This window comes from Paraburkholderia sp. CNPSo 3281 (assembly GCF_024206515.1).
Classification (GTDB): Bacteria; Pseudomonadota; Gammaproteobacteria; order Burkholderiales; family Burkholderiaceae; genus Paraburkholderia; species Paraburkholderia nodosa.
In genome coordinates this window covers 57,295-71,737 of sequence record NZ_JAMBPS010000015.1, presented here as the reverse complement: position 1 = coordinate 71,737, position 14,443 = coordinate 57,295, and the positions used below count along the sequence as shown (strand labels likewise).

At 64.4% G+C, this 14,443-nt stretch carries 11 protein-coding genes; 5 read left to right on the top strand and 6 right to left on the bottom strand.

Annotated features, from left to right (window positions below; all coding sequences use genetic code 11):
• The first annotated feature begins 17 nt into the window (after positions 1–17).
• From uvrA to M3I56_RS17290, 3 genes are all read left to right on the top strand, one after another.
• A complete protein-coding gene (gene uvrA / locus M3I56_RS17300) occupies positions 18–5,915 on the top strand; it encodes an excinuclease ABC subunit UvrA (protein ID WP_254355028.1) in 5,898 nt (1,965 codons plus the stop codon).
• 305 nt (positions 5,916–6,220) lie between these two features.
• Positions 6,221–6,451: an H-NS family nucleoid-associated regulatory protein gene (locus M3I56_RS17295; RefSeq protein WP_028205031.1), complete on the top strand. Its 231-nt coding sequence runs from the start codon at positions 6,221–6,223 to the stop codon at positions 6,449–6,451.
• 319 nt (positions 6,452–6,770) lie between these two features.
• Positions 6,771–7,349, top strand: a complete 579-nt coding sequence (locus M3I56_RS17290) for an NnrU family protein (protein WP_254355027.1) — start codon at positions 6,771–6,773, stop codon at positions 7,347–7,349.
• 169 nt (positions 7,350–7,518) lie between these two features.
• Here M3I56_RS17290 and pcaG read toward each other — a convergent pair whose 3' ends face one another.
• Together pcaG and pcaH are read right to left on the bottom strand one after the other, a co-directional pair.
• Positions 7,519–8,106, bottom strand: coding sequence for a protocatechuate 3,4-dioxygenase subunit alpha (pcaG, locus tag M3I56_RS17285; protein WP_254355026.1), 588 nt, complete (start codon positions 8,104–8,106; stop codon positions 7,519–7,521).
• Between the two features lie 3 nt (positions 8,107–8,109).
• Complete coding sequence (gene pcaH / locus M3I56_RS17280; protein WP_254355025.1) at positions 8,110–8,814, bottom strand: protocatechuate 3,4-dioxygenase subunit beta; 705 nt, start codon at positions 8,812–8,814, stop codon at positions 8,110–8,112.
• A gap of 139 nt (positions 8,815–8,953) precedes the next feature.
• Between pcaH and pcaQ the strand changes: the two genes are divergently transcribed.
• The gene (pcaQ, locus tag M3I56_RS17275; RefSeq protein ID WP_254355024.1) at positions 8,954–9,970 is read left to right on the top strand and encodes a pca operon transcription factor PcaQ; all 1,017 of its coding nucleotides are present in this window, start codon (positions 8,954–8,956) and stop codon (positions 9,968–9,970) included.
• Positions 9,971–10,009: 39 nt separating this feature from the next.
• On the opposite strand, the gene M3I56_RS17270 is transcribed toward pcaQ, so the two are convergent.
• On the bottom strand, positions 10,010–10,672 hold the full coding sequence (locus M3I56_RS17270; RefSeq protein ID WP_254355023.1) for a helix-turn-helix domain-containing protein: 663 nt from the start codon (positions 10,670–10,672) through the stop codon (positions 10,010–10,012).
• A 355-nt stretch (positions 10,673–11,027) separates the two neighbouring features.
• Here M3I56_RS17270 and M3I56_RS17265 point away from each other — a divergent pair, with 355 nt between their 5' ends.
• The gene (locus M3I56_RS17265) at positions 11,028–11,231 is read left to right on the top strand and encodes a DUF6900 domain-containing protein (protein ID WP_028205037.1); all 204 of its coding nucleotides are present in this window, start codon (positions 11,028–11,030) and stop codon (positions 11,229–11,231) included.
• 206 nt (positions 11,232–11,437) lie between these two features.
• On the opposite strand, the gene M3I56_RS17260 is transcribed toward M3I56_RS17265, so the two are convergent.
• From M3I56_RS17260 to M3I56_RS17250, 3 genes are all read right to left on the bottom strand, one after another.
• On the bottom strand, positions 11,438–11,944 hold the full coding sequence (locus M3I56_RS17260; protein ID WP_028205038.1) for a metal-dependent hydrolase: 507 nt from the start codon (positions 11,942–11,944) through the stop codon (positions 11,438–11,440).
• A 131-nt stretch (positions 11,945–12,075) separates the two neighbouring features.
• Positions 12,076–12,432, bottom strand: coding sequence for a sugar ABC transporter ATPase (locus M3I56_RS17255; protein WP_254355022.1), 357 nt, complete (start codon positions 12,430–12,432; stop codon positions 12,076–12,078).
• Positions 12,433–12,626: 194 nt separating this feature from the next.
• The gene (locus M3I56_RS17250; RefSeq protein ID WP_254355021.1) at positions 12,627–13,790 is read right to left on the bottom strand and encodes a porin; all 1,164 of its coding nucleotides are present in this window, start codon (positions 13,788–13,790) and stop codon (positions 12,627–12,629) included.
• Positions 13,791–14,443 lie beyond the last annotated feature (653 nt).

Here is a 14,443-nt window from a genome sequence, read left to right as displayed (position 1 = left end):
CCGGAATGCCAGCGCAAGTGAGCGAAAACCGATCCATCCGAATCCGTGGTGCCCGCCAGCACAATCTCAAGAACCTCGACCTCGACCTGCACACCGGCGAAATGACGGTCGTCACCGGGCCTTCGGGCTCGGGTAAGTCGAGCCTCGTCTTCGACACGCTTTACGCAGAAGGCCAGCGCCGTTACGTCGAAACGTTCAGCGCTTACGCGCGTCAGTTCCTCGACCGCATGGACCGGCCGCAGGTCGATCGCGTGGACGGCGTGCCGCCCGCCATCGCCATCGACCAGACCAACCCGGTGCGCAGTTCGCGCTCCACGGTCGGCACGATGACGGAACTGAACGACCACCTGAAGCTGCTGTACGCGCGCGCAGCGAATCTGTTCGACCGTGTCACGGCGCAGCCTGTGCGCCACGACACGCCGGAGACGATTTACGCCGAACTGATGGCGCGTACGGCCGCGGGCGACCCGCGTCTCGTGGTCACGTTTCCAGTCGAGTTGCCCGATACGACCACCGAGGAGGAAGTCGCGCAGTGGCTCTCCGCGAGCGGCTATACGCGCGTCCAGGCGCAGCGCGAGGTGAAGACCGCCGAAGGCACACGCAAGCTGCTCGACGTGGTCGCCGACCGCTTGCGCATGCAGAACGTGGAGAAGAGCCGCGCGATCGAGGCGATCGAAGCCTCCCTCAAGCGCGGCAGCGGGCGTGTCAACATTTACGTGCTCGAGAGCGGCGACGCCGAAGCCGCGGCCGAGCCGCAGATCTGGCGCTTCTCGACGGGGCTGCATTGCCCGGACAGCGATCTGCGCTACGCCGATCCGCAGCCCGCGTTGTTCTCGTTCAACTCGGCCTACGGCGCCTGCGACGCGTGCCGCGGGTTTGGCCGCGTGATCGGCGTGGATTGGGGCCTCGTGATCCCCGACGAGCGCAAGACGCTGCGCGGTGGCGCGATCAAGCCGCTGCAAACGCCGGCGTGGAAGGAATGCCAGGACGACCTGATGCGCTACGCCGCGAAGGCCGGCATTCCGCGCGATACCGCATGGTCGGAACTGACGCAGGCGCAGCGCGACTGGGTCATCAACGGCGCGCCGGACTGGAAGGGCAGCTGGCAAACGCAGTGGTACGGCGTGAAGCGCTTCTTCCAGTATCTGGAGTCGAAGGCGTACAAGATGCACATTCGCGTGCTGTTGTCGAAGTACCGCAGCTACACGCCGTGCGAAACCTGCGGCGGCGCACGCCTGAAAACCGAGGCTCTGCAATGGCGCCTCGGCACGCAGCAGAATGCGGACGACGTGCTCGCGCCTTCGGGGCGTTTCCTGCCGCACGGCGTGGACTGGACGCGCGCGCAACTCGAAGCGTTGCCGGGCCTCACCGTGCACGACGTGATGCTGCTGCCGATCGAGCGCATTCGCCGCTTCTTCGACAATCTTTCGCTTTCCTCAGCATTGCTGGATGATGCGCTGAAGCTGCTGCTCGAGGAAGTGCGCACGCGCCTGAAGTATCTCTGCGACGTGGGCCTCGGCTATCTCACGCTCGACCGCCAGAGCCGCACGCTCTCGGGCGGCGAAGTGCAGCGTATCAACCTGACCACGGCGCTCGGCACGTCGCTCACGAAAACCCTGTTCGTGCTCGACGAGCCGAGTATCGGGCTGCATCCGCGCGACCTCAATCGTATCGTCGAAGCGATGCATCGCCTGCGCGATGCGGGTAACACGCTCGTCGTGGTCGAGCACGATCCTTCCGTGATGCTCGCGGCCGACCGCCTCATCGACATGGGCCCCGGCCCTGGCGAGCGCGGCGGCACGATCGTCTACGACGGCACGCCGAACGATATCCGCTCCTCGGGCACCCTGACGGGCGAGTACCTGGGCGGCCACCGCGCCGTCGCCGACGCTTCGCACTGGGAGCGGCGCCCGGTTGACGCGTCCACGCCGAACCTTCTGCTCGAAGGCGCGAGCGAGCACAACCTGCGCGACGTGACCGTGCAGATTCCGCTGCAGCGCCTCGTTTGCGTGACGGGCGTTTCGGGTTCGGGTAAATCGACGTTGGTGCAGGACGTGCTCTATCCCGCGCTTGCGCGGCATCTGGGCAAAGCGACGGAAGCGCCGGGCACGTTCCGCAAGCTGAGCGGCGCGGAGCAGATCAGCGACGCCGTGTTCGTCGACCAGTCGCCGATCGGCAAGACGGCGCGCTCGAATCCGGCCAGCTATGTCGGCGCGTTCGACGAGATCCGCAAGCTGTTCGCCAAGGCGACGCTCGCGAAACAGCGCGGCTATACGGCGGGCATGTTCAGCTTCAACTCGGGCGAAGGCCGCTGCCCGACCTGTGGCGGCTCGGGCTTCGAGCACATCGAAATGCAGTTCCTGAGCGATGTGTACCTGCGTTGCCCCGATTGCGACGGCAGCCGCTATCGCGCGGAAGTGCTCGAAGTGAAGATCGAGCGCGCTGGCCGTACGCTTTCGGTGGCGGACGTGCTCGACCTCACGGTGAGCGAAGCGGTGCAATGCTTCGCTGAGGATGCCGAAGTGTTGCGCGTGCTCCAGCCTATCGTGGACGTGGGCCTCGAATACGTGAAGCTTGGCCAGCCGGTGCCGACGCTCTCGGGCGGCGAGGCGCAGCGCCTGAAGCTCGCGGGCTATCTCGCCGAAACTGCGCAGTCGCGCGGCAAGGAAGCGGGCGGCCGTCTCTTCATGTTCGACGAACCGACCACGGGTCTGCATTTCGACGACATCGCCAAGCTGATGCGCGCCTTTGGCAAGCTGCTCGCGGGCGGTCATTCGCTGCTGGTAATCGAACATAACCTCGACGTGATCCGCGCCGCCGACTGGCTGATCGATCTCGGTCCCGAAGGCGGCGACGCCGGCGGCGAAGTGGTGTGCGTCGGCACGCCCGAAGACGTGATCGCATGCCCGCGTTCGCATACGGGCGCGGCGCTCGAGCGCTATGAGGCCGCACTTGGCAGCAGCGTCGAACTGCTCGCCGAAGAAGAGGGCGTGGCGCTGCAAACCGCATTGCGTGCCGCGCAGGCGCGCCGCGAGGTGCAGGGCGAGGATGTGATGCGTATCGTGAATGCGCGCGAGCACAACCTCAAGGCGCTCGATGTCGATATTCCGCACGGCCGCTTCAACGTCATCACGGGCGTGTCGGGCTCGGGCAAGTCCACGCTCGCGTTCGACATCCTCTTTCACGAAGGCCAGCGGCGCTACCTCGAATCGCTCAATGCGTATGCGCGTTCGATCGTGCAGCCTGCGGGCCGTCCCGAAGTCGATGCCGTGTATGGCATTCCGCCGACCGTCGCGATCGAGCAGCGCCTTTCGCGCGGCGGACGCAAGAGCACGGTCGCCACGACCTCCGAGGTGTGGCACTTCCTGCGTCTGCTATACGTGAAGCTAGGCGTGCAGCACTGCGTGCATGACGGCACGCCTGTCACGTCGCAGAGCGTCGATGCGATCGTCGCGCAGCTGCTGCGCGAACATCGCGGCCAGCATGTCGGTTTGCTCGCGCCACTCGTCGTCAATCGCAAGGGTGTCTACACCGATCTCGCGAAGTGGGCGAAGGCGCGCGGCAACACACATCTGCGCGTGGATGGCGAATTCGTGTCCGTCGCGCCGTGGCCCAAGCTCGACCGCTTCCGCGAGCATACGATCGAGTTGCCCGTGGGCGACCTCGTGATCGAGCCTGAAAACGAGGCGCAATTGCGTACGATGCTCGGCGCGACTCTCGAAGCGGGCAAGGGCATCGTGCACTTGCTCGCGCCGCTCGACGGCCTCGATCATGTGCTTGGCAATGGCGGTTCGACGGTGAGCATCGGTGAGGTGAAGGTGCTTTCGACGCGGCGCGCCTGCCCGGTGTGCGGCACGAGCTATCCCGAACTCGATCCGCGCATGTTTTCGTACAACAGCAAGCACGGCTGGTGCACGACCTGCGTGGGCACGGGCCTCGCGCTCACGCGCGAACAGCGCGCCGCCTACGACGACACGATCGTCGCCGAAGACGGCCGTGGCCGCGAGCAAACCTTGCCTTCGGAAGAGCAGGAACCCGACGGCATGGTCGACGAGCCGTGCCACGATTGCGGCGGCACGCGCCTGAATCCGGTGGCGCGCGCCGTGACGTTCGACGCGCATCCGATCGTCGACGTCGCGCAGTGGACCGTGGCGGAGACGCGCGGCTGGATCGATACGCTGAAGCTCAATGGCCGCGACGCGCAGATCGCGCGCGACGTGGTCAGCGAAATCCGCAGCCGGCTGCAGTTCCTGGAAGAAGTGGGGCTCGGCTATCTGAGCCTCGATCGCGCCGCGCCGAGCCTTTCGGGTGGCGAGGCGCAGCGCATTCGTCTCGCCGCGCAACTGGGCAGTAACTTGCAGGGCGTGTGCTACGTGCTCGACGAACCGACCATCGGCCTGCATCCGCGCGACAACCAGATCCTGCTCGACGCGCTGCGCAGCCTCGGCGAGAAGGGCAACACGCTCGTCGTGGTCGAGCACGACGAGGACACGATCCGGCGCGCCGATCACATCATCGACATCGGTCCGAGCGCGGGCAAGCGCGGCGGCCGCGTGGTCGCGCAGGGCAGCGTGGCCGATCTCGCGGCGCAGCCCGATTCGCTCACGGGCCGCTATCTCGCGCAGCCGATCCAGCACCCGCTGCAGCCGCGCCGCGAAGTGCGTCCTGCGCGCGCGGGACGCGAGGCGGTGCCGGGCCAATGGCTCACCGTGCACGGCGGCAAGCTGCACAACCTGCGCAACGTGACCGCGCAGATCCCGCTCGGCCGTCTCGTGGCGATTACGGGCGTGAGCGGCTCCGGCAAGTCCACGCTCGCGCGCGACGTGCTGCTTTCCAATCTGCTCGACGCCGTGGGGCGTTCGGTGCTGTCTTCGCCTGCCGAGCGCCGCGCGCGCAAGGCGGTGAAGGAGAAAGCGCCGAGCGCGGCGGAACGACGTTCGAGCGTGCTCGCGCGCACGAGCACGAAGCCGAAGCTCGAGGTTTCGCATACGTGGCAGGGCTGCGATTCGATTAGCGGGTGGGAAAGCATCGACCGAGTGCTCGAAGTCGACCAGACGCCGATCGGCAAAACGCCGCGCTCGTGCCCCGCGACCTATATCGGCGTGTGGGACGCGATCCGCCGCCTTTTCGCCGATACGCTCGAGGCGCGCGCCCGCGGCTATAGCGCGTCGCGTTTCTCGTTCAATACCGGCGACGGACGCTGTCCCGCGTGCGAAGGCCAGGGCGTGCGCACCATCGGCATGAGCTTCCTGCCCGACGTGAAGGTGCCGTGCGACGTGTGCCACGGCCAGCGCTTCAATCCGGAAACGCTGGCCGTGACGTGGCGCGGCCGGAACATCGGCGAAGTGCTGACGATGGAAATCGATGAGGCGGTGGAGTTCTTCGGCTCGATCACGAGTATTTCGCACCCGTTGCAGCTCATGAAGGACGTGGGGCTCGGCTACCTCACGCTCGGCCAGCCTTCTCCCACGCTCTCGGGCGGCGAGGCGCAGCGCATCAAGCTCGTGACCGAGCTCTCGAAGGTGCGCGACGACATCACGCGCCGCGGCCAGAAGGCGCCGCACACGCTCTACGTGCTCGACGAGCCCACGGTGGGCCTGCATATGGCCGACGTGGCGCGCCTCATCAGCGTGCTGCACCGGCTCGCGGATGCGGGGCATAGCGTCGTCGTGATCGAGCATGACCTCGACGTGATCGCCGAAGCCGACTGGATCATCGATCTCGGGCCCGAAGGTGGCGTGGGCGGCGGCACGATCGTCGCCGCGGCCGATCCCGAAGCGCTCGCGAAGGTGCGGGCGAGCCATACCGGTGCGGCGCTCGCGCCCGTCCTGGCGCGCGGCCAGGGCGACGTGAACGTTGCCGAAAGGAAACCTGCACCAGAGCGGCGCGCGACCGGCGCAGCGGCTTCGCGCTAAAGGAACGGAGCGGGCCGCAAAGGCCCGCTCCGCCTTGAAACCGCTTGATCTGTGCCGCGAGCGCAAGGTATCATGGGTTCCGCTTGCAGCAAACGTTCGCTCACCTGTAGCGGCGTCAACTGAGAGCGGAGCAGCGGACTGCAGATCCCCTCCGAACCGGTCGCGGGCTCCACGCCCAGGCCACTTCATCAGTGCAGCAAGGCTTCGCAGTTCGTTCGCGAAGCCTTTGTCTTTTCAGGGAAGACGATTCTCTGCCGATCGTTGTATCGGTGCCTTGCCCTTGACGAAGCGAGAGGAATTAATCGATGTTCGACCTCGATGGAGAGGCGCGCGAACGGCTCATCGTGTGGATTCGACGCCGTATGGAAGAGTACGGCATTACGTTCGAAGAGCTTGAAGCGTCTATTGCCGAAAGCGAAAAACTACCCAAGTACCGCGACGCATACGGGAATACGTGGAATGGCGAGGGCGATATGCCGCCCTGGCTGTTGCGCTATAAGCACGCGGGACAGGATATCGAGCATTTTCGCTGCTAGGCATGACGGTGCGTGAAGGCGCGCCGGTGTTGCCCTTTCGACCGCCAGACCGTTCGCGGCGCATGCCGCAAAGCCCGCGCAATGGCGCGGCGCCCAGTATTATTCAGCATAATTTTAAAATGCCTTTCGGCGCGAGCCGGGATTTAATTGCGCCTCCTAATGTGCCGCGCCGGCTAAGGCGCGCAATGAATTACGCATTCTTTTTTGCTGGCATTTGCGTGCGTAATTAGTCAGCTTTTTTGAAAACTCCGGTTGGCTGCGCGATCAAGCTGCGCGACAATCTCGCCCATTGCGTTCTTGCTGCGGCAGGGAGGTAGTCATGGCGATACTCGTGCTGGGCCTCGTGATTTTCATTGGTGTCCATTCGATCCGCATCGTGGCAGGGCCCTGGCGCGCCGCGCAGATCGAGCGCCTGGGTCCGCGTGCCTGGCGAGGCGCGTTCGCGTTGCTTTCCATTCTGGGCTTCGTCCTGATCGTCTATGGTTACGGTCTATCACGCCGCTATCCCGTGCCGATCTGGCTGCCGCCGTTCTGGATGGCGCATGTCACGGCACTCCTCACCGCCATTGCCTTCATCTTGCTCGTCGCGGCCTATGTGCCGGGTAATCACTTCAAGCGCGCGGTCGGCCAGCCGTTCGTGAGCGGTGTCGCGCTTTGGGCGTTCGCGCATCTGCTCGCAAACGGCACGCTCAACGACATCATTCTCTTCGGGGTTTTCCTCGTCTGGGCGTTGTTCGAGCTGCGGGGCGAGAACCGGCGCGACCGCGAAGCCGGGGTGGTCTATCCGCCGGGACGAGTTTCGCGCGATGCGATCGTCGTCGTGGTCGGACTCGTGGTCTGGGCCGTGTTCGCCTTCTGGCTGCATGGCGTGCTGATCGGTGTGCGGCCGCTCGGCTGAGCGCGCGGCGGGCCGCAGGCGCACGGCAAAAAAAGAAGCCTGCGCATGGCAGGCTTCACAAGGTACAGCTCGGAGTTCCGCGATCAGATCGCAGCGGCACGATCATAGGGCCGGTTCATGAAAGCCACGTGAAAGTCCGCACGATCTGGCTCGCGTATCCGTCGATGCATTAAAGATCGAAGAACACCGTCTCCTGTTCGCCCTGCATGCGGATGTCGAACGTGTAGACGATGCTGCCGGCCTGCTCGCTGCGGCGCGCGATGAGCGTGTCGCGGCGCGCGGCGGGCACGCCTGAGAGCACCGGGTCCGCGGCGTTGGCGGCGGCTTCGTCTTCGAAATAGATGCGCGTGAAGGTGTGCGTGAGCATCCCGCGCATCATCACGATCACGTTCAGATGCGGCGCTTCGCCGGCGTTCTCGACGCCCGGCTTCACGGTATGCACGATGAAGCGGTGCTGCGCATCCGTGCCCGTGCCCACGCGTGCAAAACCGCGGAAGCCGTCTCTGGCGATTGCCTCGCGCGAAGCCGGATAACGGCCGTTTGCATCGACCTGCGAAAACTCGAGCATTGCGTCGAACACGGCCTTGCCGTCGCCGTCGATCACGCGGCCGATCAGCGTGATGTGCTCGCCCGGCGTTTCAGGCCCGACCACGTTGGCCGTGAAGAGACTCTTGAAATCGAAGTCGTATTGCTGCGGACACAGGCCGTAAGCGAAGTACGGGCCGACCGTTTGCGAAGGCGTTTCCTTGAGTGCCATGGTTCAACGCTCCGTGGGGGTTTGGTTCGGGCCGCGCAGCACGATGTCGAATTCGTAGCCGAGCGCGTAGCCTTCTTCGGTGGTGTCGAGCGAGAAGCGCGAAATCATGCGCTCGCGTGCGTCTTCGGGCGTGCCCTGGTAGATCGGGTCGAACGCGAGCAGCGGGTCGCCGGGGAAATACATCTGCGTGACGAGACGCGAGCCGAAATAATCGCCGAACAGCGAGAAGTGGATGTGATTCGGACGCCAGGCGTTCGGGTGATTGCCCCAGGGATACGCGCCCGGCTTGATCGTGAGGAAGCGATAGCGGCCGTCGTTATCGGTGATCGCGCGGCCAGCGCCGAGGAAGTTGGGATCGAGCGGCGCGTCGTGCTGGTCCTGCTTGTGGACATAGCGGCCGGCGGCGTTGGCCTGCCAGATTTCGACGAGCGTGTTGCGCACCGGCTTGCCGCCTTCGTCGAGCACGCGGCCAGCGACGATGATGCGCTCGCCGAGCGGCGCGCCGTTCCTGGCCGCGTTGCGCGTGAGGTCGTGATCGAGCGCGCCGAGGTCGTCGGTGCCGTACACGGGCGCGTGCTGGTTGCGCAGCTTTTCCTTCAGAGGGATGAGCGGGAGCGTGGGGCCGCGTTTGACCGACGAACGGTACGGCGGATAAACGTACGCGGGGTGCGAGTCGAAGTCGCGCGGCGACAGGATGGACTCGGCCATGGGGTGTCTCCTGAGTGGATTATTGGGGGAATGGCCTGGCGCCGGCAGCGGTTGGCGGTGCGAGCCGATGCAGCCACTTTATCCAAAGCGAAAAGTTATGCAAAATGATGTTTTTTCGCACCTCGTATAACGAATCGTTATGCAAAACCGGCTCGCGGACGGACGCGTCAAATTCCGCCATCTTCAGTGTTTCCTTGCCGTGGCGCAGATGGGCAGCGTGCAGCAGGCCGCCGAGAGCCTTTCGGTCACCCAGCCTGCCGTGTCGAAGACGATTGCCGAGCTGGAGCTGGTGCTGGGCGTGAAGCTGTTCGAGCGCGGGCGGCACGGCGCGGTGCCCACGCGCGAAGGGCAGCTTTTCATGCCGCACGCGAGCGCCTGCGTGAGCGCGCTGCGCCAGGGCGTGGCCTTGCTAGCGCGCGACGAAGGCGCGGTGACCGCGACGCTCGATATCGGCGTGCTGCCTACTGTGGCGACGGCGTTGCTGCCCGGCGCGTTGCGTCACTTCGGCGAGGCATGGCCGCGCGTGAGCGTGCGGCTGATGACGGGGGCCAACACCGAGCTGCTCGATCGGCTGAAGACAGGGGCGATCAGCTTGGCGGTGGGCCGTCTGGCCGACCCTGAGCGCATGGTGGGCCTGAGCTTCGAGCAGTTGTACAACGAGCCGCTCGCCGTGGTGGTCCGCGCGGGGCATCCGCTCGCGCAGGGGGCGGGGTTGCCTGCGCAACTCGCATCGTTTCCGCTTGTGCTGCCGCCGTTCGGCACGTTGATCCGCCAGGCGGCGGACAGTCTGCTCGCCGCCTGGGGCGCGGCGCCGCTGTCGGCGTTCGTCGAGTTGCTGTCGGTTTCGGTGGGGCGCGCGCTGGCGCTCCAGAATGACGCGGTGTGGTTCGTGCCCGCCGGTGCCGTTGAGTACGACCTTCGGCGAGGGACGCTAGTGCGGTTGCCACTGCCTTCCGCGGGCGGCGAAGAGCCGGTGGGGGTGATTCAGCGTACCGATACGCAGCCCACGCTGGCCGGTCGCGCGCTGATCGAGGCCGTGAGGCGTGCGGCGCGCGAGCGCGAAGTGCGACCGGATGGCTCCGCCGCGCCCCGGACGCGGCGCGCGCGTGCTGCAAACACTTCCGCTGGCAAGCGTTCGCCCGGCGCCAAGGGTTGAGGCTTCACGGTCCTGCAGACCCAAAGCCGCGCGCTATATTCAGCCGGCCGTGAGCTTCGCCTTGGCGCGCGACTTCGACGTTGCCGGCGCTTCCGGCGCGACGCCGGGCAGGCGCGCGCTCGTGGCCATCCACAGCACTTCGGCGTCTTCCTCGCTCGTCGAAATGGCTGCGTGGCCGGTGCGGCTGTCGAAGTAGAGGCTGTCGCCGGTTTCCAGACAGGTGGGCGCGTAAAGCTCCGAATACAGGCACACGCTGCCGCTGATCACGTAGAGAAACTCTTCGCCTTCGTGACGGCCCCAGTCGTCGAACGCGTCGAGCGAATGCGCGGTGATGCGGATGCGAAACGGGAGCATGGCCTTGTGCGCGAGATCGGTGGCGAGCAACTCCATCTGATAGCCGTGATAGGCGTGGCGCTGACCCGCGCCGTTGCGCGTGAGCGCGCGGCGGCCGCCGGCATTGAGCCTGGGCGGGGTGCCGAACAGCTCGGCCAGGTCTATTCTGAGCCCGCCGACGATCTTTTGGAGCACGTCGAAGGTTGGCGACATGAGGCCGTTTTCAACTTTCGACAGGGTCGAGCGGGAGACGCCGCACAGGCGGCTGGCCGTATCGAGCGTCAGGTCCTGGGCGACGCGCGCGGCGCGCACGCGGCGGCCGAGTTCGGTGGTCGCCGTGCTGGCGGATGGGGTGAGCGTGGAGTCCATGGGCTACGTTCGAATGCTGACAAAAAGCCCTGGTTGGGCCCCGCGATGTCTTACCGATCATATCAAACGGTTGCCCGCGCGAAACCCTGACCTCGCCTGGCCGGGTAGGGCCGCGACGTCCGCTCGGCGGCATGGGGCAGGCCGCTATGCATTGACGCCCCGTTTAATTGCGAATTAAAACGATTCGATTTAATGATTTTTAAAGATTGATCGGCTGCTGATTTAACAAACTTTAAAGGTTTTTTGGGGTTGATATTAGAGTGACGCTTCAATATGCGTCCATGCGTCGCGGCTCACACGGATTTTGATATTTATCATTGTAATCAGATGATGTGGATCAAGTGGAGAGCGCAAAATGCATGACGAACGACTCGAATTATTGCTGGCAATCTCGCGAAGAACGCTCGGGATCGAGAGCTTCGAACTGACCGGGAAGCCGACCGCCGACGCGCACCTCGTGAGCGCGGAGGATATTGGCCGCGCGCTGGAGTCGGCGTATGACGCCGGGTTGATCGTGGGCTACCGCATGGGCCGCGCCGAGTGCGAGCAGAACGCCTGAATACCGCATGACGCGATTTAGGAGCGGCGTCCTTTAAAGGGGCGCCGTTTTTATTTTGGCTTTTATTAACACGATAATAAACATTACCCATGATTAATGGGCGGTGCGGTGCCCGATCCAGCCCAGACGATTGTTATTCAACGCTTCATCAGCTGCACGACGCCCGGTGCGCCTGCACCGGCGCCCGTACCAGGAAACCTGATCAGTCAGACGAGCCGACGCAACGGCGCGAGCGACCAGTCGTGCGGGACGCCATGCACGGCGAAAAACCACGCGGCCACCCATGACGCGGCGACGACGATCAGGTCGCAACGTCCGCTGCGCCACCAGTTCAGCGAGTGCCGTTGAAAGATCCACGGCACACCGAGTGGATTGGGCCAGTCGGCGAACAGGTGGATCACGCCTCCGCAAGCGAAGCCGAACGCGGGCGCCGCGAGCGGCAGGTGCCCGAGTTTGTGATACGACCACACGAGCAACGCGATCCAGCCGATGCCCCAGTGCGTGAACGTGCGATGCGTGATCCAGAGGCGCCGCTTCTTGCGCCACCATGCGACCTCCAGCCAGTCGGGCGCCGATCCGCCCGCGACACCCGCCGCGAACGCGAGCGCGGCGTAGAGATGCCAGGCGCTATCGGCGCCCTGATGCGTGACGATTGCGGCGGCGATGACGCCGGCGGCCCAACCCGTGGCGTGATGTGCGGTGCCTGATGCCATGAAGCGGTGTGTTGCGAAGTCGAAGGGGGCGCAATCTTCGCAGATGTGTCGCCGTTATGACAGGGGTGACAGGCCGGCGACATGCGGCACGTCGTGTGGCGCGCGCGGTGCCCGCGCCAGTCGTTCGCGCGTCAGGTCGTGCAGCGCGCCACGTCGAAGCGCAGTTCTTCTTCAGGCGGATCGTTCGACGCCGAAGCGCCGTGCGTGACGCGAATGACCGAGCCGTGGCCGTTCGGTGTGAGCGTGACGAAGTACGACGCGTCCGAACGCGAGCCCACGCTCAGCTCGGTCGTATTGCCGTCACGCGAAGTGTGCACGCGCGGCAGGCGGTCTTCGAGGCAACTCGCGACCGACGATGCCGACCGCGCCGACGAAGCGTAGATCATCGGTTCGCCGTTCGAAGCGGTGCCGGACGGCGGTGTCGATCCACAAGCGGCGATGAGCGCGAGCGGAGTCGCAGCGAGGATTCGTTGCGTGAGCGTTTTCATAGGCGGCGTGACAGTATCGAAGCAGCGGATTATGCCAATGAGTATACGCACCCTGATCTGGATCAAGGCCCACGCAGACGTAAAAAGATGCAACAGGTAACACGAAAAAACGCACATGCGCTTGTGGCGCATGTGCGTTTCGCAAAGGCAAGGCAGCGTGGCGGGTCGCGCCGGGTTTGCCCAACCCCGAGCGATCAGAAGCGGTGACGCAGACCGACTGTCGCGGCCACCTGATTGTTCGTTGAAGAAGGCGAGAGCGTATTGATCGCAGCGACGTTCGCGATGCCCGAGCCGTCGGCGTTATAGCCGAGCGAGCCCGAAGCGTGCTGGTAGACGCCGGCGAGATAGACGTCCGTGCGCTTGCTCAGCGAGTAGTCGGTGCCGACCACCACGGTATGCCACTTCGGGCTGTTGTTGCTGCCGTTGCCCGTGACCGTGCCGTCGGTGAACGTGTAGGAGCCGACGAACGCGAGGGCAGGCGTCAGATGGTAAGCGCCGTTGATCTCATAGTTGTCGACGTGCAGGTTCAGGCCCGAGAGGCCCGGCAGCGGCGCGCTGCCGCCACTTGAGAGACCCTGCATGCCGTCGATCTGCGAGTGAGTCCATACGAAGCCGACCTGTGCCGGGCCGAAGGTGTAGTTCACGCCCGCGCCGAACGAGCGCTGCAGCCGTGCCGAGATGTTCTGGTCGGCCGAAGCCGCGCTGTTCGCGGCGCCGAGGCTGCCGGAGTTGTTCTGTTGCGAGTAGGCGGCGGCGAAGTTCAGCGGGCCGTTGCCGTACGATGCGCCCACGCTCCACGCGCGGCCATTGGCGAAGCCACTCGCGTCGTTGCTGAAGCCGTACAGGCCGCCGAACTGGAAGCCTGCGTAGTTCGCGCTGGCGTACTTGACCGAGTTCTTGATCGAATAGCTTTGCGCGAGGTTGTCGTTGTCGAACGGGTGGCCCGCGAGATTGTTGCCGAAGCCCGCGCCGGCTTCCGAGAGCGGCGAGAGGTAATCGACCATCGAGTCATACTGCCGGCCGAGCGTGAGCGTGCCGAACCGATCGCTCTGCAGGCCGACCCAGGCCTGGCGGTTGAAACCGCTGTCGCCGTTCTTGTAGCCGCCGTTGTTGAGATTGAAGCCGCTCTCGAGGGTGAAGATCGCCTTCAGGCCGCCGCCCAGGTCTTCGGCGCCGCGAAAGCCGAAGTAGTTGTTCGAGAGAGCGCCGCTACCCTGAGCCCACAGGCTGTGGCCGCCGACGTTGTTCGCGTAGACGATGCCGGCGTCGAGCGAGCCGTAAAGGGTGACGCTGCTTTGCGCATGGGCGCTTATGGCAAATGCACTGAGGACGCCTGCAGCAATGACTGCTTTTTTCATGTTTTCTCCGGTCAGAACTTGGGGAATCCCGGGTCGAATATTCTGAAAATCGATTTCGTGCCCGGCTGATTCGCAACGAAGTGTAGGCCCGGGATTCAGTGTATTTACACGGATTGACGCAATAATGCGTTCATCTCATTTTGTGATCCGCATTAATCATCGTAAGTGCGTGCATATAAAGAGTTTTTTTATTTTATTATCTGGTGCGGCAAAATGATCCATATGGATAATCTGTTGTGCATCCGCGACGATGCGGCAAAGCCGCGCGGGGGCTGGCTTAGCGCGAATTCAACGTTTTTGCAAGCGTGATTCTTGTCGTTTGGTGAAAGGTACTGTTCCAGATCATGGACTGAACACATGGTCAGTGCGGCGCTACAATTTCTCCAGCCCTCGACCAAGGGTGGTCTTTTTTCATCTGTTTTTACGCGGCTCTCGGGCCGCGTTTTTTTTTGCCTGCGGAAAGTCATTTTAAATTAATGCGCGAGGCGGAATGGTGCATTGCGGAAAACGCAATGATTAAAGCCGCTGTCAGATATTCCGGTTTGGTGGCGGGATAATCCGAATCAACCGGATAGCAAGACGACGCGCCCGACGCGCGACGCGATCCGGGTAGAATCTTGCCCTTGCCCCGCGACGGGCAAGTCCCGCGCAGA